The sequence below is a fragment of the Embleya sp. L77 genome, assembly GCF_055557415.1.
On record NZ_CM145709.1, the window covers coordinates 2397947 to 2421995 of the forward strand.

At 71.8% G+C, this 24049-nt stretch carries 25 protein-coding genes; 17 read left to right on the top strand and 8 right to left on the bottom strand.

What is annotated here, in order from left to right:
* Positions 1-46: 46 nt before the first annotated feature.
* Positions 47-442, top strand: a complete 396-nt coding sequence (locus ACZOOI_RS09765; RefSeq protein WP_391585241.1) for an SRPBCC family protein — start codon at positions 47-49, stop codon at positions 440-442.
* Between the two features lie 28 nt (positions 443-470).
* On the opposite strand, the gene ACZOOI_RS09770 is transcribed toward ACZOOI_RS09765, so the two are convergent.
* Positions 471-1562, bottom strand: coding sequence for an adenylate/guanylate cyclase domain-containing protein (locus ACZOOI_RS09770; protein ID WP_391585242.1), 1092 nt, complete (start codon positions 1560-1562; stop codon positions 471-473).
* A 58-nt stretch (positions 1563-1620) separates the two neighbouring features.
* Positions 1621-2151, bottom strand: a complete 531-nt coding sequence (locus ACZOOI_RS09775; protein ID WP_465280335.1) for a PH domain-containing protein — start codon at positions 2149-2151, stop codon at positions 1621-1623.
* 364 nt (positions 2152-2515) lie between these two features.
* On the opposite strand from ACZOOI_RS09775, the gene ACZOOI_RS09780 reads away from it, so the two are divergent.
* A complete protein-coding gene (locus ACZOOI_RS09780) occupies positions 2516-3109 on the top strand; it encodes a helix-turn-helix domain-containing protein (protein WP_465280336.1) in 594 nt (197 codons plus the stop codon).
* A complete protein-coding gene (locus tag ACZOOI_RS09785) occupies positions 3082-3633 on the top strand; it encodes a transposase (RefSeq protein ID WP_465280337.1) in 552 nt (183 codons plus the stop codon). The genes ACZOOI_RS09780 and ACZOOI_RS09785 overlap by 28 nt, the downstream gene beginning before the upstream one ends.
* Before the next feature lie 11 nt (positions 3634-3644).
* Here the strand turns inward: ACZOOI_RS09785 and ACZOOI_RS09790 are convergent, their stop codons facing one another.
* Positions 3645-4463 carry a biotin--[acetyl-CoA-carboxylase] ligase gene (locus tag ACZOOI_RS09790; protein WP_391585244.1) on the bottom strand — a complete coding sequence of 273 codons (819 nt, stop codon included), beginning with the start codon at positions 4461-4463 and terminating at the stop codon, positions 3645-3647.
* A gap of 103 nt (positions 4464-4566) precedes the next feature.
* Here ACZOOI_RS09790 and ACZOOI_RS09795 point away from each other — a divergent pair, with 103 nt between their 5' ends.
* The 4 genes from ACZOOI_RS09795 (at position 4567) to ACZOOI_RS09810 (ending at position 7434) form a co-directional block, all read left to right on the top strand.
* The gene (locus ACZOOI_RS09795; protein ID WP_391585245.1) at positions 4567-6153 is read left to right on the top strand and encodes an acyl-CoA carboxylase subunit beta; all 1587 of its coding nucleotides are present in this window, start codon (positions 4567-4569) and stop codon (positions 6151-6153) included.
* Between the two features lie 91 nt (positions 6154-6244).
* Positions 6245-6442: an acyl-CoA carboxylase subunit epsilon gene (locus ACZOOI_RS09800; protein WP_355538307.1), complete on the top strand. Its 198-nt coding sequence runs from the start codon at positions 6245-6247 to the stop codon at positions 6440-6442.
* A gap of 223 nt (positions 6443-6665) precedes the next feature.
* Entirely contained in the window at positions 6666-6782 is a 117-nt protein-coding gene (gene mmpB / locus ACZOOI_RS09805) for a morphogenic membrane protein MmpB (RefSeq protein ID WP_379990984.1), read from the top strand.
* A gap of 43 nt (positions 6783-6825) precedes the next feature.
* Complete coding sequence (locus ACZOOI_RS09810; protein WP_465280338.1) at positions 6826-7434, top strand: nucleoside triphosphate pyrophosphatase; 609 nt, start codon at positions 6826-6828, stop codon at positions 7432-7434.
* Positions 7435-7467: 33 nt separating this feature from the next.
* On the opposite strand, the gene ACZOOI_RS09815 is transcribed toward ACZOOI_RS09810, so the two are convergent.
* On the bottom strand, positions 7468-9144 hold the full coding sequence (locus ACZOOI_RS09815; RefSeq protein WP_465280339.1) for a hypothetical protein: 1677 nt from the start codon (positions 9142-9144) through the stop codon (positions 7468-7470).
* A 426-nt stretch (positions 9145-9570) separates the two neighbouring features.
* Between ACZOOI_RS09815 and ACZOOI_RS09820 the strand changes: the two genes are divergently transcribed.
* Complete coding sequence (locus ACZOOI_RS09820) at positions 9571-10026, top strand: hypothetical protein (RefSeq protein ID WP_465280340.1); 456 nt, start codon at positions 9571-9573, stop codon at positions 10024-10026.
* A gap of 77 nt (positions 10027-10103) precedes the next feature.
* On the top strand, positions 10104-10934 hold the full coding sequence (locus tag ACZOOI_RS09825) for a helix-turn-helix domain-containing protein (protein ID WP_465280341.1): 831 nt from the start codon (positions 10104-10106) through the stop codon (positions 10932-10934).
* A gap of 552 nt (positions 10935-11486) precedes the next feature.
* On the opposite strand, the gene ACZOOI_RS09830 is transcribed toward ACZOOI_RS09825, so the two are convergent.
* Positions 11487-12020: a GNAT family N-acetyltransferase gene (locus tag ACZOOI_RS09830; RefSeq protein ID WP_465280342.1), complete on the bottom strand. Its 534-nt coding sequence runs from the start codon at positions 12018-12020 to the stop codon at positions 11487-11489.
* Positions 12021-12764: 744 nt separating this feature from the next.
* On the opposite strand from ACZOOI_RS09830, the gene ACZOOI_RS09835 reads away from it, so the two are divergent.
* The 3 genes from ACZOOI_RS09835 to ACZOOI_RS09845 all read left to right on the top strand — a co-directional run bounded on the left by ACZOOI_RS09835 (position 12765) and on the right by ACZOOI_RS09845 (position 15900).
* Positions 12765-12977: a hypothetical protein gene (locus ACZOOI_RS09835; protein ID WP_465280343.1), complete on the top strand. Its 213-nt coding sequence runs from the start codon at positions 12765-12767 to the stop codon at positions 12975-12977.
* 214 nt (positions 12978-13191) lie between these two features.
* Positions 13192-14958 (top strand): acetyl/propionyl/methylcrotonyl-CoA carboxylase subunit alpha, encoded by a 1767-nt coding sequence (locus ACZOOI_RS09840; protein WP_465280344.1) that lies wholly within the window; start codon positions 13192-13194, stop codon positions 14956-14958.
* Positions 14959-15123: 165 nt separating this feature from the next.
* Entirely contained in the window at positions 15124-15900 is a 777-nt protein-coding gene (locus ACZOOI_RS09845) for a hypothetical protein (RefSeq protein ID WP_465280345.1), read from the top strand.
* Between the two features lie 21 nt (positions 15901-15921).
* Here the strand turns inward: ACZOOI_RS09845 and ACZOOI_RS09850 are convergent, their stop codons facing one another.
* On the bottom strand, positions 15922-16740 hold the full coding sequence (locus ACZOOI_RS09850) for a DeoR/GlpR family DNA-binding transcription regulator (protein ID WP_020552647.1): 819 nt from the start codon (positions 16738-16740) through the stop codon (positions 15922-15924).
* 680 nt (positions 16741-17420) lie between these two features.
* Positions 17421-18839 (bottom strand): NAD(P)H-quinone dehydrogenase, encoded by a 1419-nt coding sequence (locus ACZOOI_RS09855; RefSeq protein WP_465280346.1) that lies wholly within the window; start codon positions 18837-18839, stop codon positions 17421-17423.
* A 36-nt stretch (positions 18840-18875) separates the two neighbouring features.
* Between ACZOOI_RS09855 and ACZOOI_RS09860 the strand changes: the two genes are divergently transcribed.
* The 5 genes from ACZOOI_RS09860 to ACZOOI_RS09880 all read left to right on the top strand — a co-directional run bounded on the left by ACZOOI_RS09860 (position 18876) and on the right by ACZOOI_RS09880 (position 23177).
* Positions 18876-19316, top strand: a complete 441-nt coding sequence (locus ACZOOI_RS09860; RefSeq protein ID WP_020552649.1) for a gamma-glutamylcyclotransferase family protein — start codon at positions 18876-18878, stop codon at positions 19314-19316.
* Between the two features lie 76 nt (positions 19317-19392).
* Positions 19393-19884 carry a hypothetical protein gene (locus ACZOOI_RS09865; RefSeq protein WP_465280347.1) on the top strand — a complete coding sequence of 164 codons (492 nt, stop codon included), beginning with the start codon at positions 19393-19395 and terminating at the stop codon, positions 19882-19884.
* A gap of 171 nt (positions 19885-20055) precedes the next feature.
* Entirely contained in the window at positions 20056-20865 is an 810-nt protein-coding gene (locus tag ACZOOI_RS09870) for a purine-nucleoside phosphorylase (protein ID WP_465280348.1), read from the top strand.
* Positions 20866-20913: 48 nt separating this feature from the next.
* Positions 20914-22608 carry a phospho-sugar mutase gene (locus ACZOOI_RS09875; RefSeq protein ID WP_465280349.1) on the top strand — a complete coding sequence of 565 codons (1695 nt, stop codon included), beginning with the start codon at positions 20914-20916 and terminating at the stop codon, positions 22606-22608.
* A 227-nt stretch (positions 22609-22835) separates the two neighbouring features.
* Positions 22836-23177, top strand: coding sequence for a hypothetical protein (locus ACZOOI_RS09880; RefSeq protein WP_465280350.1), 342 nt, complete (start codon positions 22836-22838; stop codon positions 23175-23177).
* A 269-nt stretch (positions 23178-23446) separates the two neighbouring features.
* Here ACZOOI_RS09880 and ACZOOI_RS09885 read toward each other — a convergent pair whose 3' ends face one another.
* Positions 23447-24031, bottom strand: coding sequence for a PH domain-containing protein (locus ACZOOI_RS09885; RefSeq protein WP_465280351.1), 585 nt, complete (start codon positions 24029-24031; stop codon positions 23447-23449).
* Positions 24032-24049: the final 18 nt, after the last annotated feature.

Genomic DNA, 24049 nt, shown 5'->3' on the forward strand with positions numbered 1-24049 from the left:
GCGGCCGAAAGAGTACGGTCGCGGGCACAGTCCGAAGGAGCGACGCGTGCCCACGCTTTCCGTCATCGCCGCGATCGACATACCGGCCGTCCGGATCTGGGAGGCAGTAGGAGACTTCGAGGATCCGTCCGGCTGGTACCCCTGGCCGGTCGACGAACACTCCCGGGGCGAGCGATGCGTACGCAGGCCCGACGGCTCGACCGTGCGCGAGCGGCTGATCTCGCACGACCCGGGCGCACACACCTATACCTACCGGGCACTCGACGGTCTGCCGCTGCTGGGCCGGCTCGCGCTGGAGTCGATCGCGGGCGGCACGATGTGCCTGGTGGTGTGGTCGGTACGGTTCGAGAGCACACCGACCGAACAACTCGCGGTGCTGCGCGAACTCGAACACCAGGTGATGCGGCCCGCGCTGCGCACGCTGCGCGAAACGTTCGACTGATCGCACCGCGAGGGGTCGGACGCCGGCCTCAACCGCCGGTCGCGCCGAGCGGGTCGGGCAGCGGGGTGCCCGGGCGGCACACCGTCCAGGGTTCGACCAGGCCCAGGCCGCGCACCGGCCGGCGCCACATCGGGTGCAGCTCGTAGCGGTTGTCGCCCTCCAGGGCCGCGGCCAGCTCGCGATCGACCACCACCGCGTCCTTGGGGCTGAGCGCGGTCAACCGGCTGGCCAGATTGACCGTGGTGCCGAACACGTCGCCCATCCGGGAGAGCACATGGCCGTACGCGATGCCCACCCGCAGCGCGGGCAGGATCTCCTCCTGGGCCATCGCCTCGACCAGGCGCAGACCCAGTTCGACCGCCGAGTCCGGCGAGAAGGTCACGAACAACACCTCGTCGCCCAGCGTCTTGACCAGCCGGCCGCCCTGTTCGGCGATCACGTCGACGGCGGTGTCCTCGAAGGTCTGCACGAGCCGGCCGAGCTCGGCCTCCTCCAGATTGCGCGACAGCCGGGTGAAGCCGACCAGGTCGGCGAAGCCGACGGCCAGCGACTGGCCCACCGTCTGCGGATCGGTCAGCCCCTGCATCGCCCGCGAGCTGGCCGCGGCCAGGTGACGCCGCCAGGCGTAGATGACCAGCGGTTCGAGTTCGAGCATCACGTCGCCGGCGGTGGTGACCACCTGCTCGGAGCGGCTGCCGGTGAGCTCGTTGCCGATGTACTCCACCCACGCCTCGGTCTGCCATTCGGCGAAGCGGGCCATGGTCTGGCCCACCGAGCGCACGAACTGGGCCGCGACGGTGGCCGGCAACAGCCCGGACTCGGTCAGCTCGCGCAGGTGCTTGAGCGCCGCGACGTCGGCGTCGGTGAACGCGCGAGCCGGGCCGAAATCGGCGAAGCCCAGGCCGCGCCACAACCTGCGGGCCTCGTCGAGGGGCACCCCGACCAGGTCGGCGACCTGGCCGGAGGTGTATCGCCGGGGGGCGCCCAGCACGACCTGCTCGACGTCGGCGATCGTGTTGTTGACCGCCTCCAGGTCGGAAAGGTCGGGCAGGGGGTGCTGATCGGCCGCGTCGGCCCCGGCGCCCGCGCCGGGCTCCACGCGGGTCCGTTCCTCGGGCATGTGGCTCCACCGGGTGTGCGAAGGATGGTCTCGTCGGAGCCACACTACGTGTCGGGGGTCACAAAGGTTCGGGGTCGGGCGGTGCCAGCTGCTTCCTCCGCCCGTCGGCGGCCCGCTCCACGAGCACGAGAAGCTCGCTCTGCAACCGCACCACGTGGGGCAGGCCCGGCAGTTCGAGCTGTTCCCGGTCACCGACGGGGACCAGTACGACGGTGCCCGCGCCGAGCATCCGGTCCACGAACGACTCGTGCTCGATCAGTACGTCCTCCACGCGGGCGAACGGCACCACCCGGATCTCCCGGGTGAGCGTGCCGGTACGCACCGTCAGACGATCGGCCGCGACCGAGTACAGCGTGCCCAGCCAGGCCAGCCACGGCGCGACGCTCCAGCGGACCAGGACCGCGAGTCCGGCCAGGAGCACGGCGGGTTGGATCCAGCCGCGGGCGGCGTCCGGCGGGGTCAGCGCGGCGAGGAAGCCGGTGACGGCGACGGTGGCGAACAGGGCCAGGGCGGGGCGAACGAGGTGCTTCCAGTGCGGGCGCACGACGAAGAGTGTGTCGTCGTCGACCTCGGCTGTGGTTGTGAACACCGGGCCTCCTGGTGAGTCACCACGATTGTGCGGGTCCCTTGGGCAGGAGGCCGGGAGGCGTGCCGAAGGCACGGGTTTTTGCGCCCACCCGCCCACCGGTTGCGCGAGGTGGGAAGGCTGCGGGATTCGGGCGAGGGGCGGGCCGGGACGGCCTCGCGACGCCGGGTCGGGGAGACGGGCGGACTGATTCGGCTGTTCCCGGTACGGCGAGACGGGCGCAGCCGGCAGCCCGACGGGCCGGCGGCGCGGCCCACCGGGTTCCGCCGGGCAGGGCCTAGTGCTAGGTTCCGCTTTGGGCGGGTAAGTAGTGGTCAAACAGTGGTATTTCGGCTGCTCGGGGGCGAGTGTGGTGCCGAAGTTTCTGATGGCCCGTCAACCCGTGGACGGGGACGAGGAGAAGAGGGTCCGGCGGTTGGCAGGTGCGCGTCACGCGCCGGGCGACTGGATCCTGCGGGCGAGGATCGTCACGCTGAGCTGGGAAGGCCTGCGCGTGCCGCAGGTTGCCGCTCGGGTGGGGTGCGATGCGAAGACCGTGCGGCGGTGGCTGCACCGCTTCTACGAACAGGGCCTGGACGGCCTCGGCAACCGGCCCGGGTGCGGCCGCAAACGGCGGATCACCGAGGCCGAGCGGTCCCGGATCGTCGCCTTGGTCGGGCTGATCCCGCCCGGCCGCTTGGAGATGCAGCCGTGCGGTGACATGTGGGCGGCGGACGAGTCGGGGCCGCCGGAGTGGACGTTGGACGCCCTGGCCGCCGAGGCCGGGAGGATGGGCATTGCGGTGAGCCGTTCCCAGGTCCGCAGGATCCTGCTCGCCGAGGGGGTTCGGTGGCGCCGCACGCGGTCGTGGGTCCGGTCGAGGGACCCGGACTTCGCGGGAAAAGGACGCGGATCGTCGAGCTCTACACCAACCCGCCCGAAGGCGTCACGGTCGTGTGCGCCGACGAACTCGGCCCGGTGATCCCGCGCGCGTTCCCACCGGCGCCGGGTTGGTCGCCGGACGGACACCGCATCAAGAACGAACTCGACTACGGCCGCGGGCCGGAGAAGACCTGGGTCTACGGCGGCCTGCGGGTCCGCGACGGAACCGAGGTCACGATGACCGCATCCTCGCGCAACAGCGTCTTCTACCAGCGGTTCCTCCAACTCGTCGAGGACGCCAACCCCACCGGCGACATCGTGGTCGTCACGGACAACCTCTCCTCCCACAACAGCTTTTCCACCCGGGAATGGCTCCTTGATCATCCCAGGATCCAACATGTCTTCGTGCCGGTCGGAGCCTGTTGGTTGAACCTGCAGGAGGGGTGGTGGCGCATCTTCCGCAAGGCGGCACTGGCAGGCCGCTCGTTTTCCAACCCCTCCGACATCGCGCAGGCCACGACCCTCGCGACGTTCCAACTCAACGCCCGTGCCAGACCTTGGATCTGGGGCAGACCGGCCCCACCGACCCGCACGCTACGGCGCCGGTTCGAGTACACCCTTTGAGGAACGCAGCACTAGTCGGCGGTCGGGCGGACGTGGACGACGTCGCCGGCGCCCACCGCGGTGGGGCCTTCCGAGGTGGTGACCAGGAGGCGGCCGTCCTCGTCGATGCCGGTGGCCGGGCCCTCCAGGGTGCGGTCGGCGGGCAGTTCGACCCGCACCCGGCGGCCGATCGTGGCGCACGCGTCGGTGTAGGCGGTGAGCAGGCCGCTCGTGCGCGCGTCGCCGCCGGCCAGCCGCCAGCGGGTGTACCACTCCTCCAACTCGCGCAGGATCGCGCGCAGGATCGGATCCCGATCGGTGCTCTCGGCGCCGGCCAGCGCGAGCGAGGTCGCGGTCGGGACCGGCAGTTCCTCCTCGCGCAGCGAGACGTTCAGACCGATCCCCAGGACCACCCCGGCGCCGGCCCGCTCGGCCAGGATCCCGGCCAGCTTGCGTTCGCCCACCAGCAGGTCGTTGGGCCACTTCAGCCGTGCGTCCACGCCGGTCACCCGGGACACCGCCGAGGCCGCGGCGACCCCGGCGAGCAGCGGCAACCAGCCCCAGCGCGCGACCGGCACCTCGTCCGGCGCCAGCGTCACCGACATCGCGATGCCCGAACGCGGCGGCGCGCTCCAGCGCCGGTCCAGCCGGCCCTTGCCGGCCAGCTGCGACTCGGCGACCAGTACCAGCCCCTCCGCCTCGTCGGCCCGCCGGGCGAGGTCGGCGTTGGTCGATCCGGTCTCGGGCACGACGTCGACCTCGCGCCACAGCCCGCCGGGTACCAGCAGGGCCCGGCGCAGCGCCGCCTCACGCAGCGGAGGGCGGTCCAGGTCCGTGAAAGGAGAGTCCATCCGATCACCCTAGAAGGCACTGCGAGGCAGGGCGGTGATGGTCGCCGGCGTGGCGCGGATACGCTACCGATCGCCGCCGTTCGACGTGACAGGAGCCAGCACGATGGACCCAGTACAGGGCGAGCCCGACATCCACACCACCGCCGGGAAGCTGGCCGACCTCGAGCGTCGTATCGACGAGGCGGTACACGCGGGAAGCGCCCGGGCGGTCGAGAAGCAGCACGCCAAGGGCAAGATGACCGCGCGTGAGCGGATCGAGTATCTGCTCGACGAGGGCTCGTTCGTCGAACTCGACGAGTTCGCCCGGCACCGCTCCACCAACTTCGGCCTGGAGAGCAACCGCCCCTACGGGGACGGTGTGGTGACCGGTTCCGGCACGGTCGACGGTCGCCACGTGTGCGTGTTCTCGCAGGACGTCACCGTGTTCGGGGGCAGCCTGGGCGAGGTGTACGGCGAGAAGATCGTCAAGATCCAGGACCTCGCGATCAAGACCGGTGTCCCGCTGGTGGGCATCAACGAGGGCGGCGGCGCGCGCATCCAGGAGGGTGTCGTCTCGCTCGGCCTGTACGGCGAGATCTTCCGCCGCAACGTGATCGCCTCCGGCGTCATCCCGCAGATCTCGCTGATCATGGGCGCCGCGGCCGGCGGCCACGTCTACTCGCCCGCGCTCACCGACTTCGTCGTGATGGTCGACCAGACCTCGCAGATGTTCATCACCGGTCCCGACGTGATCAAGACGGTCACCGGCGAGGACGTCACGATGGAGGACCTCGGCGGCGCCCGCACGCACAACAGCAAGTCCGGCAACGCGCACTACATGGGCGCGGACGAGAAGGACGCGCTGGACTACGTCAAGGGCCTGCTGTCCTACCTGCCGAGCAACAACCTGGAGGAGGCCCCGTCCTTCGACGAGGCCGCCGACCTGGAGACCACGGACTTCGACCGCGACCTGGACACGCTGATCCCGGACTCGGCGAACCAGCCGTACGACATCCACACGGTGATCGAGCACGTCCTGGACGACGCGGACTTCCTGGAGGTCCAGCCGCTGTTCGCGCCGAACATCGTGGTCGGCTTCGGCCGGGTCGAGGGTCGGTCCGTGGGCATCGTGGCGAACCAGCCGATGCAGTTCGCCGGCACGCTGGACATCGACGCGTCCGAGAAGGCCGCCCGCTTCGTGCGCACCTGCGACGCGTTCAACATCCCGGTGTTGACCTTCGTGGACGTGCCCGGCTTCCTTCCCGGCACCGACCAGGAGTGGAACGGCATCATCCGCCGCGGCGCGAAGCTGATCTACGCGTACGCCGAGGCCACCGTGCCGCTGGTCACCATCATCACCCGCAAGGCGTACGGCGGCGCGTACGACGTGATGGGCTCCAAGCACCTGGGCGCGGACGTCAACCTGGCCTGGCCGACCGCGCAGATCGCGGTGATGGGCGCGCAGGGCGCGGCCAACATCCTGCACCGGCGCACGATCGCCGCCGCCGACGATCCCGAGGCGACCCGCGCGCGGCTGATCCAGGAGTACGAGGACACGCTGTGCAACCCGTACGTGGCCGCCGAGCGCGGCTACGTGGACGCGGTCATCCGGCCGTCCTCGACCCGGGCGCACGTGGTCAAGGCGCTGCGGGCGCTGCGCGGCAAGCGCGAGACGCTGCCGCCGAAGAAGCACGGCAACATCCCGCTGTAGGACGGCAACATCCCTCGGCAAGTCGGACCACACCGAGTCGGTCCCCGGCGCGTGCGTCGCGGGCCGGCTCGGTCAGGGCCTGGAGGTCCCCATGATCAAGGTGGTGCGGGGTGAACCCACCCCGGAGGAATTGGCCGTGATCGTCACGGTCGTGGCGGCCAAGGCGAGCGGCGGCACCGTGGCGCCGGAGCCGGCGGCGCCCTCGCAGTGGAATGCGCCGGCCCGGCTGGTGCGCCGGCAGTTGCGGCCCGGGCCCGGCGCCTGGCGTGCGAGCGCCTGGCCGTCCTGAGAGCCGGCCGCTCCGACCGAGGCGGGCCTGCCCGTCGGGGAGCCGGCTCCCGGACGGAGGGCCGACCTGCCCGGCGGGTGGCTGCATGCCCGGCGGGTGGCGGTTCTCCGACGGAAGGTCGGCTTCGCCGACTGTCGGCAGATCGGTTGTCGGCATATCGCACGAACCGACTTGAGTACTCGTACTCAAGATCGCACGGTCGTGCACCCCGCACGATGGATGCATGCGTGACCGTGACGAGTTCTCCGAGGAAACCCGGCGCGCCGTGGCCCAGCTGCGGCGCGCCGTGTGGATCCTGCCCGTGGTGGTGATCCTCGGCCTGCTGGTACTCGGCCTGTGACCGGGCCGTCCGGGCCCGGGCCGGCGCCCGGTACGTTGGCGGCATGACCGACCGCTCCCCCTCCCGTTCCCTCGTGCTCGCCTCGGCCTCTCCCGCGCGCCTGAAGCTGCTGCGCGACGCCGGGCTGGACCCCGAGGTCGTGGTCAGCGGCGTCGACGAGGACGCGCTCACCGCCGCCACGCCGCGCGAACTCGCCCTGCTCCTGGCCGAGGCCAAGGCCGACGCGGTGGCCGCCGGGCTCACGGCCGACGAACTGGTCGTGGGCTGCGACTCGGTCCTGGAACTGGACGGCCGCGCGCTGGGCAAGCCGGCCGACGCGGCCGAGGCGTGGCAGCGCTGGCAGTCGATGCGCGGGCGCGCCGGGGTGTTGCTGACCGGGCACTGCGTGATCGACCGCCGCAGCGGACTGCGGGTGTCCGACGTGGCGGCCACCACGGTGCGGTTCGGGTCGCCGTCCGACGACGAGGTCGCCGCGTACATCGCCACCGGTGAACCGCTGCACGTGGCGGGTGCGTTCACCCTGGACGGCTACGCGTCGCCGTTCGTGGACGGCATCGACGGCGACCCGGGCAACGTGATCGGCCTGTCGCTGCCGCTGCTGCGCCGGCTCCTGGACGGCGTGGGCGTGCGGATCGTCGACCTGTGGACCTGACCCGGCAGGCCCGCCGCCGGCGCTGACGCACCGTCAGGAGGCGGGCCCGTCCGGTCGGTTCAGGTCGCGGCGGACCGGGCCGGGGCCGAGGTTGGGCAGCCCGGCCGGCGGTTGCGGTCGGTACGAGCCGGCGCCCGGCTGCTGCTGCGGCACGTAGGGCTGCGGGGCGGGTTCGGCGTAGGCGTTCGGAGCCCACGGACCGCCGCCGGGGACCGGTGCGCCGACCGGGTCGGGGCCGCGCCCGGGACCACGCGGCGGCGGCGTGGGGCTGCCGCGCAGTGCGGCCAGCAGCGCGAGCGGCAGGGCGATCGCGGCGAGCACGAGCAGCGGCAGCGGTACGCCGCCGGGCTTTTTGGTCAGCCACTCCACCCAGTCGTAGTCCGCCGACGCGGCCTGGAGGTCCGGCCACACCGGTCCGCATGCCGCGCCCAGTCCGAACGCCGCGATCGCGGCCTCCGGGCGCAGCCCGCCGACCACCACGCCGATCGCCGCCGCACCCGCGCAGCGCACCGCGAGCTGATGGCCGGAGCCGGCCGCCGGGCCGATGAACTCGGCCAGTACCAGCGCGAGCGCGGCCAGGCCGATCGCGTACGCCCCGAGCATCCGGGCCGCGACCGCGCCCAGGATGCCCGCGACGGCGAGCCCGAGCAGCCACGGCACGTATTCGCCCGGCCCGTCCAGGCCCAGCCCCGGGTTGCCCTCGGTGCGGTCCCAGGCGAACAGCGCGGCCGGGAACGCGGCCAGCCCGACCGCCATCGCCAGCAGCGCGCCCGCGACCGAGCGCACCCCGTCCACCCGGTAGGTCAGCACCGCGGCGACCAGGCAGCCCGCCAACGCGACGATCGGCCACAGGCCGAGCAGCCTGGGCTTGTCGTCGCCCATCACGATGGTCGCCGCGGACACCCCGACGCCGGCCAGCCCGAGCAGGAACACCCCGCCGAAGGCGCCCACTTCCGACTCCTGCCAGCCCCGGCCCGGCGGCACCAGGACCCGACCGGTGGGCAGCAGGATCAACAGGTAGCCGAACGCGGCGAGCGGCAGCCAGGTCTGGAGTCCGGCCCCGGACTCCCACATCGGGTCGAGCACGTCCCGCCCGCCGAGCACGAACAGCAGCGGTACGGCCGCCGCCAGCGTCGCCGCGAACGCGGCGTTCAGCGGCGCCTGGTGTCGGGGCACCGCGAGATGGATCCACAACACCACGCCGACCAGCACCTGGACCGCGAAGCCGAACCGCAGCAGGTAGACGAAACCGAGCCAGCGCGCGTCGCCCGAGCCGTCGTAGTGCGTGGCGATCGGGTCGAGTGCGGTGGTCAGCGCGGCACCGGCCAGACCGATCACCAGCACGCCGCCGACCGCGCCGCGGCGGTGGGTGAAGACGCTGTCGGTGAGCCCGACACCGCCGATCACCAGCGGCACCGCCCACGGCAGCAGCACCGCGATCAGATCCCACACCGACCAGTCGCCGGCACCGGGGCTCGTCGGCGCCGGGACCGAGCCGTAGGCGGCCGGATCCGCGGCAGCCGGAGCCGGTGCGGAGGGATCGACGCCCGCCCGGAGCAGCACCAGCGCGGCGGCCGTGCCGAGCACGACCAGCAGCGCACCGGGCACCCATTCCAGGGACAGCCGGCCCACCGGTTCGGGGCGCCGCGCGCGGCCCTCCGCGAATCCGGCGCCGGCCTCGTAGGCCTTGCGTACCACTCCGCCGGCCATGGCCGTCTCCCCCGGGTCGTTTTACAGGCAGCTTAGGGAAGAACGGTGGTCGTCCGCTCCCGAAGCGGAAGACGCGGGCCCGGCCGATTCGGATCTGCCGGAAGTCCCTCGACCCTCCCTCGGCTGCTGCTCGATCCCGCGCGACCGCCCCCCGATCGCCGCTCGGACATCGCCGGACCGTCCGGCCCTCGGGCATCGCTCGACGGATCCGGGCACGCCCTCCCCGAGAGGCCCGGCATCACCTCGGGACGGCAGGGCCGATACCTCGGGACGGCAGGGCCATCACCTCGGGACCGCGCGACCGATACCTGCGGAGCGCGCGGCCATTACCTCCGGATCGCGCGGCCATTACCTCGGAGGGAATCGACCACCACACCGGGTGTCGAGCACAGTCGTCGTTGTCGGCAATCAACCCTGGAGGACCCCATGAGCGCCCAGTCTTTGCACTCCACGTACGCGGCGGCCGCTGGACCCGGCGACCGCGCCGTCCGCGGCGACACCGGCCTGCTGCGCATCGCCCTGCGGCTCGACGCGATCGCCACCGGCGCGGTGGGCCTGCTCGCGCTGGCCGGTTGTGCCGCCTTCGACGGCGCCCTCGGCCTGCCCACCGCGTTCCTGGCCGGCCTCGGCGCGTTTCTGGTGCTGTACGCGCTCGGCGTCTGGCGGGTGGCCGCGCGGTCCGCACCGCATCGCACCGCCGTGCGCGTGGTGATCGGACTCAACCTGCTGTGGTTCGCGGACAGCGTGCTGACCGCCCTCGCGGGCTGGTTGGACCCCACCGGTCTGGGCACCACGCTCATCGTGCTCCAGGCGATCGCGGTGCTCGGCTTCGCCGATGTACAGATCTTCGCCCTGCGCAAGGCGAACAAGTCCGTGCGATGACCGTTCACAAAGGAACCGGCGGGCCGGTGTGGACGCACCGTGCCGAGTTCGTGGAACACCGCGTACGGTCGGGTGCCATGAGTTCGGGATCCAGGAGTGTCGTCACCGAGCGGCCCGCCGGCCACACCGCCGGCCGGCGATCGGGCGGCGAGTTGATCCGGCACTGGCGGCAGCACCGGCGGCTGAGCCAGCTGGAGTTGTCCGTGGAGGTCGAGGTGTCCACCCGACACCTGAGCTTCATCGAGACCGGCCGTGCGGTGCCCAGTCGGGACATGGTGCTGCGGCTGGCCGAATACCTGGAGGTCCCCCTGCGCGAACGCAACCGGATGCTCCTGGCCGCGGGTCATGCCCCGGCCTACAACGAGAGCCGCCTGGACGCACCGGAACTGGACGCGGTGATGTCCGCGATGCGGCAGATCCTGGTCGGACACGGTCCGTACCCGGCGGTGATCGTGGACCGGGCCTGGAACATCGTCGACGCGACGCCGAGCATCGCGCTGTTCACCGAAGGCGTGGCGCCCGAACTGCTCACCGATCCGCTGAACGCATACCGGGTGAGCCTGCACCCCGAGGGCATGGCGCCACGGATCGTCAACCTCCCGCAGTGGCGCGCACACCTGCTGCACCGGCTGCGTCGGCAGGCCGCGATCACCGCGGACCCGCTGGTCCAGGAGCTGTACGACGAGGTGAGCGGCTACCCGGGCGGCGAACCGCCGAACGCGGCCGGCCCCGGCGCGCCGGCCATCCCGCTGGGCATCCGGTTCGGCGGCGAGGTGCTCTCCTTCGTGAGCACGGTGGCCACGTTCGGCACCGCGGTGGACATCACCGTGGCGGAAATCTCGATCGAGTCGTTCTACCCCGCGGACAAGCGCACCAGCCGAATCCTGCACGAACTGCACGGCGACTGACACAGCCGAACCGGGCGTCCGGCGTGGCCGAGCACCCAACGCCCTCATCGGCCCCGGAGCCGCACCGGGCCCCGCCCGCACCCGGACCGACCGACAGACCCGAACTCGGATGCAAAGCCAGGCACAAGCGCGAGCTGCACCGGCGCCGGACGGAACCGAGCCGGGCGAACGACGTAGCCGAACCCCGGACGACCCGTTCGCCCCGGGACGAACCAGGCCCGTCCGCGGCCATGCCCAGCCGACAGACCCGGACTCGGATGCGAAGCCGGGCTTACTGCACGGCGACAGACGGAGCCGGCCCGACGCACGGCGTGACCGAGCCCCGAACGACGTGACCGGGCCCGGCGACGGCCCGGCCCCCAGCCAGACCCGGCCGGAGACCCGAACTCGGGTGCAGAGCCGGGCACAAGCAGGACCTGCACGGCGGCTGACGGAGCCGAACCGGGCGGGCGACGTGGCCCAGCGCCGGACGACGTGATCGGGTCCGGGTTCGATTCGGAGCCGGCTCGGTCGGGCCGGGCTCGGTGGGCCCGGCTCGGGGGCAAGTCGGGGTCAGGTCCGGAGCCGGTGGCCCCACACCTCGGCGGGCTCGGTCGCCGGGTCGGGTCGCCACTCGCCGAGGCGGGCCCAGTCCCAGGATCGGAACGCCGCGAGCGCGGCATGGTTGTCCCGGGGCACCCGCACCGCGGCGAACGTGGCATCGGTGCCCGCGAGCAGCCTCTCCCGCATCCGGGTGGCCAACCCCCGGCGCCGGTGCTGGGGTACGACCATCAGGTCCACGATCACGAACACCTTGCCGGCCGCGGCCAGTTCGGCCACGTCCTCGGGCAACTCGCCGTGGAAGCCGGTCCACCAGCCACTCGCCCGCCGAGGCGGGAAGCCGTACGTGCAGCCCGCCGCCTCGCCGGCCCCGTTCGCGACCACCATCTCGAACCCGGGCTGTTGGATGTCCTCGGCAAAGCGCCGCAGGAAATCGGGGCGGCCCGGCGGGTCTTCGCCGTAGGTCTTGACGTACGTATCCGCGACGGATTCCCGCTGTTGGTCGGCCTGCCAACGAGTCAGCCGGCGCAAGAACACCTCTGCCACCAGTACCTCCTGCCCAGGCATGGGATGCCGTAGACGTTCACATCGTGGCAGCCCGCCCCGTCCAGGGGAAACACCACGAGCCGATTACCGCCCGCTCGGGCAGCCACCAACGCCCCCACACGCCGCAGCCCACCCACCCGAGCAACCCACACGCCCCGCCCTCCCACCCACCCCCGGCCCACCGCCGGGCGACCCGCGCCCACCCACGCCGGGCCTACCGCAGGCGACCCACAAACCACCCACCCGGGCCCGCCCTCAAGGCAACCCGCACCCACCCCACCCCCGGCCCGCGCCGGCTGTCCCGCATGCCGCGGCTCCCCCGAATGCGCTCGCACCCCACACCCAGGCCCCGCCACCAAGCAACCCACACCCGGCCCACACCGGGACAGCCCACACCCATCCCACCAGCCCACCCACAGCAACCCCACTCACCCCACCCCGGGCCCGCCGCCAACCGACCCGAACCCCCTCCGCCCCGCCCGGTGTCCGCATGCCCCGACTCCCCCCGCATGCGCTCACACCCCACACCCCGGACTCCGCCGCCCGACGACCCGCGCGCCCACTCTTTGCCGGCACCAGGCAACCCCACTCACCCAACCCCGGCCCGCCACCAGGCGACCCCACCCCCAGCCCGCCGCAGGCGACCCGCGTGGCCGGCCCCGTCTCAGGCGGTTTGTGTGTTTCGCCCACTCTCGGGAGCGGGGGCTCGTAGCCTGCGCACGGGGTAGGGCGAGGAAAGGGTTGATGGTGCGCGACGTGTGGGAACCGGGTAGTGCGTGGGACATGTGTGCCGAGGGTCACGACGAGCACGAGTGGGTGTATCAGTACGGGCCGGCCGGGCCGACCGGCAAGCCGTGGGCCAAGGCCTGCAAGCACTGCGGGAAGATGGCGGGCGCGAACGTGCCCGAAACCGGGCTGCTCGGACGCTCCGCCGCAGGCGACTGTCTCGGCGGTTGACGGAACCCGACAAAAAACTGGAACACGTTTCAGCTGTACCCGAGCATCGGTGCCCATCACCTTCGGAGTACGTTGACCCCACCGGCAACGTGGCCGGCAGCTCCACCGCAGGCCATGAACATGGCGGGTTGCCGTACCCATGACGAGGTGGGGCGGCGAATTGTGCCCGCCTTCGAATCCCTAGACTCTCCGCAGTTGAGGAGGGAGCCAGATCGTGCGCAAGGTACTCATCGCCAACCGTGGGGAAATCGCGGTCCGCGTCGCCCGAGCATGCCGGGATGCCGGCATCGCCAGTGTGGCCGTCTACGCCGAGCCGGACCGGGATGCTCTGCACGTGCGGGTGGCCGACGAGGCCCACGCGCTCGGCGGGAACACTCCGGCCGAGAGCTACCTGGACGTGGCCAAGGTTTTGCAGGCCGCCCGGGACTCCGGCGCGGACGCCATCCACCCCGGATACGGATTCCTGTCGGAGAACGCGGAATTCGCCCAGGCCGTGCTGGACGCGGGCCTGACCTGGATCGGACCGCCGCCGCAGGCGATCCGCGATCTCGGTGACAAGGTGGCCGCCCGGCACATCGCCCAGCGGGCCGGCGCGCCCCTGGTCGCCGGCACCCCGGACCCGGTCTCGGGTGCCGAGGAAGTGGTGGAGTTCGCGAAGGCCAACGGCCTGCCGATCGCCATCAAGGCCGCCTTCGGCGGTGGCGGGCGCGGCCTCAAGGTGGCCCGCACCCTCGAAGAGGTGCCCGAGCTGTACGACTCGGCGGTGCGCGAGGCGGTGGCCGCGTTCGGCCGCGGCGAGTGCTTCGTCGAGCGTTACCTGGACAAGCCGCGGCACGTCGAGACCCAGTGCCTGGCCGACACCCACGGCAACGTGGTGGTCGTGTCCACCCGTGACTGTTCGCTCCAGCGCCGGCACCAGAAGCTCGTCGAGGAGGCGCCCGCGCCGTTCCTGAGCGAGGAGCAGAACGCCGAGCTGTATCGCGCGTCGAAGGCCATCCTCAAGGAGGCCGGCTACGTCGGCGCCGGGACCTGCGAGTTCCTGGTGGGCCAGGACGGCACCATCTCCTTCCTCGAGGTCAACACCCGTCTCCAGGTCGAGCACCCGGTCACCGAAGAGGTCACCGGCATAGACCTGGTGCGCGAGATGTTCCGGATCGCCGACGGCGAGGAACTCGGCTACGACGACCCGCCGCTGCGCGGCCACGCGTTCGAGTTCCGGATCAACGGCGAGGACCCGGGGCGCGGCTTCCTGCCCGCTCCCGGCGAGGTCACCCAGTGGCTGCCGCCGTCCGGCCCGGGCGTACGCCTGGACTCGGGTGTCGAGCAGGGCTCGGTGATCGGTCCGGCGTGGGATTCGCTGCTCGCGAAGCTGATCGTCACCGGTCGCGACCGCAAGCAGGCGCTCCAGCGGGCCAAGCGCGCACTGGACGAGTTCGTCGTGGACGGCATGGCGACCGCGCTCACCTTCCACCGCGAGGTGGTGGTGGACCCGGCGTTCGCGCCCGAGCTCGACGACTCGACCGATCCGTTCACGGTGCACACCCGGTGGATCGAGACCGAGTTCGAGAACACGATCGCCCCGTTCGGCGGCGGCGCGGACCCGGCCGAGGAGGCCGGCGAGCGCGAGACCGTCGTGGTCGAGGTCAACGGTCGGCGCTTCGAGGTCACCCTCCCGGCGGGCCTCGGCGCATCCGGTGCGGCCCCGGCCGCGGGGAAGAAGGCGCCCAAGCGCGGCGGTGCCAAGAAGGCCGGCTCCGCGGCGAGCGGCGACTCGCTGGCCAGCCCGATGCAGGGCACCATCGTCAAGGTCGCGGTCGAGGAGGGCCAGCGGGTGGCCGAGGGCGAGCTGATCGTGGTCCTCGAAGCGATGAAGATGGAACAGCCGCTCAACGCCCACCGGTCCGGTACCGTCAAGGGCCTGGTCGCCGAGGTCGGCGCGACGGTTACGTCGGGCGCGGTGCTCTGCGAGATCAAGGACTGATCGGGATCGGGATCGAGATCGAGGACTGATCGGGATCGAGGAATGACCGCGATCGAGCCCTGACCGGGATCGATCGCCGAGCCCGAGGAAACAACGAACGCCCCCGCCCGAGAATTCTCCGCGCGGGGGCGTTCGCGTAGCGCGGACCGGGCCGAAGGGGGCGGCATGGAAGCCTGGATCATGATCGCCACGGCACTCGCAGCCGGCGGCACCGGAGCCGCCCTGGGTATGCGGTGGTCGAGTCGTCGACGTGCGACCTCGCCCGCCGAGGCGGCCTTACCCGCCGAGCGCGGCGGAGCGGCGACGTGCACGATTCCCACCGCGCTGTACGAACGGGCTCGGGCCGAGTCGGTCACGGCGTTGCGCACCGAGGCCGCCGCCCGCCTCGCGGACCTCGCGGCGCGGACCCAGGCACTCGTACCGGCGACGCATCCGGCCGCGCTCGCGGCGCAGCTTCGGGCTCTGGATGCGTGTGAGGCCGCGGCGTGGGTGTGGCGCGATGCCGACGATCTCCCCGATCTCGCGGGGGTGCTGGTGCTGGTGCAACACGGTGTCCGGGCGTTGGAGGTGGCCGCGCGTCGAGCCGAGCAAGCGCTGTCGGACGACGCGCACGAGGAGGACGCGGACGACGACCCGTTCCGCGTGGCGGTCTGCCTGCTCAACCCCCTGCACGGGACCGCGGTCGGCCGGCTGAACTGGGCGATCCGCGGCCGGACCCGACTGTCCGTGCCCGCGTGCCACGCGTGCGTGATCGCCGCGAGCGAGCGCACCATGGCGGACGTACTCACCCAGCGGGTGGCGGACGGCGCGTACCTGGCCTACTACGAGGTCTCGGCGGATCGAAGCGTGTGGTCGGCGACGGGCTTCGGGGCCTTCGGCGGCGACCTGGTCGAACACGTGCGAAGCGCGTTGCCCGGGGGGCGCCGGGCAGGCGGCGAGTGATCCCTGATCGGTCGCACGTGATCACTGGTCGGGCATCACCCCCGGGACGCGCATGTCCCGCATCCGCTCCCCGTTGAATTCCGCGCGGGCGCCGGGAACGGCCCGCTGCGGGAGGGGGGCGATGTGCACCTGTGCGCCCAGTTCGGCCAGGGCCTCGCTCTCCGGGCCGGGAGCGTCCTCGTCGGTGACGAGGTGGGTGATGCGCTCGGGGGCCACCGTCTGGAACATGGTGTCCACACCGATCTTGGTGTGGTCGACCATGACGACGACCTCGTGGGCGGCCTGGATCAGGGCGCGGTCCACACTCGCGGACAGCATGTTGGGGGTGGACAGGCCACGCTCGGCGGTCAGCCCGTTGCCGGACACGAACGCGCGGCGCACGCGCAGACCCGCCAGGGCCTGCTCGGCTCCGCTGCCGACCAACGCGTAGGACGACCCGCGCAGCGTGCCGCCGGTCATCACGACCTCGACCCGATTGGCGTGGGCGAGGACCTGCGCGACGAGGAGGGAGTTGGTGACCACGGTCAGGCCCGGGATCCGGGCCAGCCTGCGGGCCAACTCCTGCGTGGTGGTGCCGGCGCCCACGACGATCGCATCCCCCTCGTCGACGAGGGAGACCGCGAGGTCGGCCATGGCCGCCTTCTCCGCCGCCGCGAGGTGGGTCTTCTGCGAATAGCTCGGCTCACGGGACAGCCCACCGGGCAGCACCGCTCCGCCGTGCCGACGGTCGAGCAGCCCTTCGGCTTCCAGGGCCCGCACGTCCCGCCGAACCGTCACCTCGGACGTCTGGACCACCCGGGCGAGTTCCCTCAGGGACACCGCTCCGTTGGCCCGCACCATTTCAAGAATCAGTTGACGACGCTCTGCTGCGAACACGTGACGAAGGTAACGCGAACGACCGGCTCTTATCAGCCGCTTGCGACTCTTACCCGAACTTGTTCATCAAAGTGATAAGACCGCTTCGGTTTCCGGGCGCAGCGAAGCCGCAGCGTTCGGAAGGGCCAACCATAACGCTGCTCACCCGGAGCCGGATACCGCTGCTGTGCACCGATTTTGATTCCGCGTCAGCCGAGCTCGACGGATGCGGAACACACCGCGAGGCGGCGATCACACCCGGTCCGATTCGAGTATGCGCGGCGGCCCGGGAGCACAGCGGATGTTCGAGAAAAGCCACCCATAAGTGGAGTCCCCGGGAGCGCGGAATCCGAATTCCGCGCGCCCCTCGCACGCCGGAGGCCACCACCCCCGGCGGAATGATCTTGAAGCCGTATTGATCTTGCGGCCGCATTGCTCTCGCAGACGGGGTCACCCCGGGGGCCGGCCGCGTCGACAGGGGCCGACCCGGCGCGATCATCACGGCGCCACCCGCTCGGCGTGCCGGCCACTGCGACATCGGCACAGCGGTGCAGCGGCGCTTCGGCACAGCGGCGCATCGGCAGAGCGGCATCGATCACGACGCGATCGTCTCGCCGGGATCGCCCGCATCCCCGGAGCGTCCCGGCCGATTCGTCCGGGACCGGTCAGGAACGCTCGCGCCGGTGCAATTGCCGGGCGGCTTCCGCGATCGAGCCGGAAAGCGAGGGGTAGACGGTGAATCCGCTGGCGATCTGGTCGACCGTCAAGTGCAGGTCCACGGCGAGTGCGACGGTGTGGATCAACTCGCTCGCGCGCGGCGCCACGATCACACCGCCGACCACGATCCCGGTACCCGGACGGCAGAACAGCTTCACGAACCCGTCGTGAATGCCCTGCATCTTCGCGCGCGGGTTGCGCGACAGCGGCAACTTCACCCCGCGTGCGTCCATCTCGCCGGCGTCGATCGCGGCCTGGGTATATCCCACGGTGGCGATCTCGGGATCGGTGAACACGTTCGAGGACACGGCCTTGAGGTTCAGCGGGGCCACCGCGTCGCCCAGCATGTGGTACATCGCGATCCGGCCCTGCATCGCCGCGACCGACGCGAGCGCGAACACGCCGGTGCAGTCGCCCGCCGAGTACACCCCGTTCGCGGTGGTGCGCGAGACCCGGTCCACCCGCACGTGTCCGGTGTCCTTGAGGAAGACGCCCGCCTCCTCCAGACCGATGCCCGCGGTGTTCGGGATCGCGCCGACGGCGACCAGGCAGTGGCTGCCCTCGATGATCTGACCGTCGGTCAGCGTGACGATGACGCTGTCCCCGTCCCGCTTGACGCTCTCCGCCCGCGAGCGCGACATCACCCGCATGCCGCGCCGACGGAACACTCCTTCGAGCACCTCGGCCGCATCCGGGTCCTCGCCCGGCAGCACCCGGTCACGGCTGGAGACCAGGGTCACCTTCGAGCCGAGCGCCTGGTACGCGCCGGCGAACTCGGCGCCGGTGACGCCGGAGCCGACCACGATCAGCTCGCGCGGCAGCTCGGACAGGCCGTACATCTGCTTCCAGTTCAGGATCCGCTCGCCGTCCGGCTCCGCGCCCGGGATCTCCCGCGGGTGGGCCCCGGTCGAGATCAGGATGGCGTCCGCGTCCAGCGTGCGCTCGGTGCCGTCGGCCAGATCGGCCACCACACGGCGCGGCCCGTCGAGGCGGGCGGTGCCGCGCAGCACCCGAACGCCGGCGCGCGTGACGCTCTGCGCGATGTCGTTGGACTGGGCCTTGGCCAGTTGCAGCACGCGCCGGTTGACCACGCCCAGGTCCACGCCCACGATCGGGCGATCCAGCGTGCCGGGCGTGCCGTCGTCCACGTAGATGCCGAGCTCGTGGTGCGAGTCGGCGAAGTTCGTCATGACCTCGGCCGTGGCGATCAGGGTCTTGGACGGGACACAGTCCGTCAGTACAGCCGCACCACCCACACCTTCGCGCTCTACCACCGTCACCTCGGCTCCGAGCTGTGCCGCGACCAAAGCCGCCTCGTACCCGCCGGGTCCTCCGCCTACGATCACAATCCGAGTCACGGGTGTCATTCTCTCCCATGCCCGCGCGTCGCGTAGGCTGCGGCCATGCCCCTCTACGCCGCGTACGCAAGCAACCTCGACGCGCGGCAGATGGCTCGGCGTGCCCCACACTCCCCTCTGCGCCACACCGGTTGGCTGCCCGGCTGGCGGCTGACCTTCGGCGGCGAGCAGTTGGGGTGGGACGGATCGCTGGCCACGGTCGTCGAGGACGAGTTGTCCCAGGTATTCGTCGCGCTGTACGACCTGGCCGAGATGGACGAGCCCGACCTCGACCGCTGGGAGGGCATGCCGCTCGGCCTGTACCGCAAGGTCCGGGTCCGGGTGGAATCCCTGTTCGGCGAGCAGTTGGCGTGGCTGTACGTGCTCAACGACTACGAGGGCGGCCTGCCCTCGGCGCGCTACCTCGGCATGGTCGCCGAGTCGGCCGAGTCCGCCGGCGCCCCCGACGACTACGTCAAGGAACTCCGCAACCGCCCGTGTTCGTAGACCCGCCCTCCGGCCACGCTCGCCCGGTGCGCTGCCACACTCGGCTTGTCAGGTCGTGCCGAGTGGGGAGTGCACCGTGCCGGAGATCCGTTACACCCTGAGCTTCCGGCAGCGTTGGTTCCACCTCCTGCCCGCCGCGATCTTCGTCGCGGTATCCGCGCTGCGGTTCTCCGCCGACGGCCGCTACCCGATGTTCGTGGCCTCGTTGTTCCTGCTGAACTTCGTCCTCTTCTCCCGCTTCGAGACACGGCTGACCCCGCAGGGCATCACCTGGCGCCGCTACGGCACCCGGCGGCTGGACTGGTCCGAGGTCACGAACGTGCGGGAGCGACGCCTGCTGGGCAGCCGTTCCGTGCAACTCGGGCTCGCCGACGGCAAGGTGTGCAACCTCGCGGCTCCGGTGGACGCGTTGTTCCAGCGTGATCGGGAGTTCGACGACAAGCTCGCGACCCTGTGGAACGCGTGGATCGGCGCAACCGGCCGCGGTGCGTACGTCCCCGGCCCCGACGCCCCGGAGCACTGGCGGGCCCAGGCCCCCGGCGAATCGGTCAAGCGCCTCGGAGGCTGACCGGCCCCGCCGACCCTGCCGCCCGGTCGATCGACGCGGATCGACTGAACGGACATATCGCCACTTGTCCGCACCAATCGTCCCCCGCTGTCATTGCGGTCGTATCACAGTCTTCTACGCGCATAGACCCCGCCCGCGCCGTTCTCAGGTGCAGCATTTACGCTCATCGATGTGAACGTATTGGATAGCCACGACCCGTACACGGCCGCCGCCGAGGCCGCCGAAAGCCTTCAGCGGCTCACCGGTGCCGCCACGCACGACATCGCGCTCGTCATGGGCTCTGGCTGGGTGCCCGCCGCCGACATGCTGGGCGAGCCGGAGCACGAGTTCCCGGTCACCGAGCTGCCCGGCTTCCCGCCGCCCGCCGTCGAGGGCCACGCGGGCACGGTCCGCTCGCTGGTCATCGGCGACCGCCGCGCGCTGGTCTTCCTCGGTCGCACCCACCTCTACGAGGGGCACGGCGTCGCGTCCGTCGCACACGGCGTGCGCACCGCGGTCGCGGCCGGCTGCAAGGCCGTCGTGCTGACCAACGGTTGCGGCGGCCTGCGGCCGTCCTTCGTGCCCGGTCAGCCGGTGCTGATCAGCGACCACATCAACCTCACCGCCGCGTCGCCCATCGTCGGGGCCAACTTCGTCGACCTGACCGACCTTTATTCGCCGCGGCTACGCGCGTTGTGCCGCGAGGTCGAGCCCGACCTCGAAGAGGGCGTATACGTGCAATTCCCCGGCCCGCACTACGAGACCCCGGCCGAGATCGGCATGGTCCGCGCGATCGGCGGGCACCTCGTCGGCATGTCCACGACCATCGAGGCCATCGCCGCGCGCGAGGCCGGCGCCGAGATCCTGGGCATCTCGCTGGTCACCAACCTCGCCGCGGGCATGACCGGCGAGCCGCTCAACCACGAAGAGGTCCTGGCCGCCGGACGCGCGTCCGCCGAGCGCATGGGCCGACTGCTGACCCAGGTCCTGCCGCGCATCTGAGCGTCCGCAGGCCGTCCCGCCTCCGATCCCTTCCGTACCGAGGAGTCCGTGTTGAGCGACGTCATCGAGACCGCGCGTGCCTGGTTGGCCGAGGACCCGGACCCGGACACCCGGGCCGAACTCGAGGCGTTGCTCGAAGCGGACGACCGGGAGGGCCTCGCGGATCGTTTCGCCGGGCTGCTCCAGTTCGGTACCGCCGGGCTGCGCGGCGAGTTGGGGGCGGGACCCAACCGGATGAACCGCGCGGTGGTGATCCGTGCGGCGGCGGGCCTGGCCGCGTATCTCAAGACCGCGTACGTCACCGACACGGCGGCGCCCGCCGCGACGCGCAACGCGGTGGTGATCGGGTTCGACGCGCGGCACAAGTCCGACGTGTTCGCCCGGGACACCGCCGCCGTCATGGAGGCGGCCGGGCTGCACGCATTGCTGCTGCCCCGGCCGTTGCCCACGCCGGTGCTCGCCTTCGCGATCCGGCATCTGGGCTGCGTCGCGGGGGTGATGGTCACCGCGAGCCACAACCCGCCGCGCGACAACGGCTACAAGGTCTACCTCGACGACGGGTCGCAGATCGTGCCGCCCGCCGACACGGAGATCGCCGGGCACATCGCGGCGGTCCGCTCGCTCGCGGACGTGCCGATGGCCGAGGACGGCTGGGAGACGCTCGGCGAGGCGCTGATCGACTCCTACCTCGACCGCGCCCTGACCGTCGTCGACCCGGCCGGGCCGCGCGACGTGCGGATCGTGCACACCGCGATGCACGGCGTGGGCACCACCGTGATGCTCGGCGCATTCGACCGCGCGGGCTTCGCGGACGTCCGACCGGTCCCCGAACAGGCGGACCCGGACCCCGACTTCCCGACCGTGGCGTTCCCCAACCCGGAGGAGCCCGGCGCGATGGACCTCGCGTTTCGCACGGCACTCGCCGAGGACGCGGACGTGGTGATCGCCAACGACCCGGACGCCGACCGGTGTGCGGTCGCGGTGCCGGATCCGGCCGTCGCGGGCGGGTGGCGGATGTTGCGCGGCGACGAGGTCGGCGCGCTGCTCGGCGCCGAGGTGGCCCGTCGGGGCACCGACGGCGTGCTGGCCACCACGATCGTGTCCTCCTCGCTGTTGGGCTCGATCGCGGCGGCGCACGGCATCGCCTACACGCAGACTTTGACCGGCTTCAAGTGGCTCGCCCGGGTGCCGAACCTGGCCTTCGCGTTCGAGGAGGCGCTGGGCTACTGCGTGGACCCGGCCGGGGTGTGCGACAAGGACGGCGTCACCGCCGCGCTGATGCTGGCCGAACTCGCGGCCGGCGCCAAGCGGGACGGCCGTACGCTGCCCGGCCTGCTGGACGACATCGCGGGTCGATACGGGCTGTACGCGACCGACCAGTATTCGGTGCGGGTGGACCGACTCGAACTGATCGCGAACGCCATGCGGGGGCTGCGCGAGCGGACCCCGAAGACCCTCGGCGACCTGGCCGTGGCAACCGCCGAGGACCTGCTGCACCCGGCGGCCGACGGCCTGCCGCCCACCGACGGCCTGCGCTACACGCTGGCCGGCGACGGCGCGGACCTGCTCGCGGGCCGGGTCGTGGTGCGGCCGTCCGGGACCGAACCCAAGCTCAAGGCCTACCTGGAGGTCGTGGTCGACCCGAAGCGGATCGCCGAGGTCGGCATCGACGCCGCCCGCGCGGCGGGCCACGCGGCGCTGGAGCGGCTGAAGCGGGATCTGGCCGCGACGCTGGGCATGTGACGCCGGGCATGTAGCGCACCGCGGTCGACGCGGACCGGCGAACGAGTGGGGTGGTGTGGCCGATCGGCCGCGCCACCCCACCGTCGTCTCACCCTGCGGAGGGTCGGTTTCGGCGATCGTCGGTACCTGCGTACGGGGTCGACGTGGCCCTCCGGGCGGATGTGTCGAGCGGGTCCGCCGGCGGATCGTGGAAGGGTCCAGTCGACCCTCGGCTCCGAAAGGACGCCATGAGCACCCTGACCCACTTCTCCGTCCGGAACACTCCCCTGCGCGCTCGCCTGCGGCACGTCTGGCAGTGGGCGAAGGCCGGGCGCTCGATCCCGGCGCTCGCGACCTTCCTCGGCGGCGTGCTGGTCCTGCCGGTGCTCGCGTTCGGCGTGGCCTACCCGCTGCTCTCCGGCTCCGCCGACACGCTCTTCCACTCCTCCGCGCAGGACATCGCCGCGTGGGGTGGACCCGACATCGGCGGTCCGTGGGGCGGCCACGTCACGGTCGCCGCACTCGCGGTGAGCGGCGCGCTGATCGTCCTGTACAGCGTCCTGCGGGTGGTGCGGCGGGGCGCGCGGTGAACCGGCCGGCCCGGGGCGCCGGTCGGGCTGAATCCGACCCGGCCTTCGGCCGAGGTGGCCTCAAGCGCCGGCCGGGCTGATTCCGGCCCCGCCGGCGTTCGGATTGCGGCCGGATGAGAACCGGCCTTCGGCCGAGACGGCCTCGAATACCGGCCGGGCGATCGGCGATCGGTCTGCGGCCGGATCAGGCCCGACCTCCCGCTCGGGGATCTCGAACAGCAGCGCGGCCCGGAGGTTTCGGCCGGGTCGGCGTTTGGTCTGCGGGCGTGCTAGAGCAGACCCAGGAGCAGGGAGGCTGCTCCGGAGAGGGCCAATCCGCCGAGGATTTCCGGGGACCAGTGGACCTGGACCGGGCCGGTGGACTTCTTGGCGAACTGCTCGCTCATCCCGCGCAGGTCGTCCACGACCTGGTCGGCGCGGGAGAGTTGGGGCAGGTCGTGGACGCCGTGGCCGTACGGGTCCTCCGCCGCCGTGCGGCCCTGTTGCCGCAGTGCCCGCTTGCGTTCGCGCAGCGAGACCGGGATGGCCCAGATGTGGAACGACTTCTCGTCCGCGCGCACCTCGATCGAGTACTCGGCCCGGACCCGCTCCACCGCGGCCCACGGCACCACGATGGTGCGGAACGGGTTGCGGATCACCAGCCGCTCCGGCCCGACCAGCACGGCCGAGCGCAGCGTGAGCGCGACCACCAGGATCGCGAAGAAGATCACGACGGCGACGGCCAGCCATTTGGTCCGACCTTCCCCGCGGATCAGCGTGTCGATCACCATCCAGACCCCGACGGCGATCAGAAGCACCCCGACGGCCATCGCCGGCCGGGAGCGATACGTGGTGATGTCCTCGTCGCTGCTCATGACCGGTGATTGTGCCGC

Coding starts and splice junctions, on each gene's coding strand:
- ACZOOI_RS09770 (WP_391585242.1), bottom strand. CDS start 1,562: ATGCCCGAGGAACGGACCCGCGTGGAGCCCGGCGCGGGCGCCGGGGCC.
- ACZOOI_RS09780 (WP_465280336.1), top strand. CDS start 2,516: ATGGCCCGTCAACCCGTGGACGGGGACGAGGAGAAGAGGGTCCGGCGG.
- ACZOOI_RS09790 (WP_391585244.1), bottom strand. CDS start 4,463: ATGGACTCTCCTTTCACGGACCTGGACCGCCCTCCGCTGCGTGAGGCG.
- ACZOOI_RS09795 (WP_391585245.1), top strand. CDS start 4,567: ATGGACCCAGTACAGGGCGAGCCCGACATCCACACCACCGCCGGGAAG.
- ACZOOI_RS09800 (WP_355538307.1), top strand. CDS start 6,245: ATGATCAAGGTGGTGCGGGGTGAACCCACCCCGGAGGAATTGGCCGTG.
- mmpB (WP_379990984.1), top strand. CDS start 6,666: ATGCGTGACCGTGACGAGTTCTCCGAGGAAACCCGGCGCGCCGTGGCC.
- ACZOOI_RS09810 (WP_465280338.1), top strand. CDS start 6,826: ATGACCGACCGCTCCCCCTCCCGTTCCCTCGTGCTCGCCTCGGCCTCT.
- ACZOOI_RS09815 (WP_465280339.1), bottom strand. CDS start 9,144: ATGGCCGGCGGAGTGGTACGCAAGGCCTACGAGGCCGGCGCCGGATTC.
- ACZOOI_RS09820 (WP_465280340.1), top strand. CDS start 9,571: ATGAGCGCCCAGTCTTTGCACTCCACGTACGCGGCGGCCGCTGGACCC.
- ACZOOI_RS09825 (WP_465280341.1), top strand. CDS start 10,104: ATGAGTTCGGGATCCAGGAGTGTCGTCACCGAGCGGCCCGCCGGCCAC.
- ACZOOI_RS09835 (WP_465280343.1), top strand. CDS start 12,765: ATGGTGCGCGACGTGTGGGAACCGGGTAGTGCGTGGGACATGTGTGCC.
- ACZOOI_RS09845 (WP_465280345.1), top strand. CDS start 15,124: ATGGAAGCCTGGATCATGATCGCCACGGCACTCGCAGCCGGCGGCACC.
- ACZOOI_RS09850 (WP_020552647.1), bottom strand. CDS start 16,740: ATGGTGCGGGCCAACGGAGCGGTGTCCCTGAGGGAACTCGCCCGGGTG.
- ACZOOI_RS09855 (WP_465280346.1), bottom strand. CDS start 18,839: ATGACACCCGTGACTCGGATTGTGATCGTAGGCGGAGGACCCGGCGGG.
- ACZOOI_RS09860 (WP_020552649.1), top strand. CDS start 18,876: ATGCCCCTCTACGCCGCGTACGCAAGCAACCTCGACGCGCGGCAGATG.
- ACZOOI_RS09880 (WP_465280350.1), top strand. CDS start 22,836: ATGAGCACCCTGACCCACTTCTCCGTCCGGAACACTCCCCTGCGCGCT.
- ACZOOI_RS09885 (WP_465280351.1), bottom strand. CDS start 24,031: ATGAGCAGCGACGAGGACATCACCACGTATCGCTCCCGGCCGGCGATG.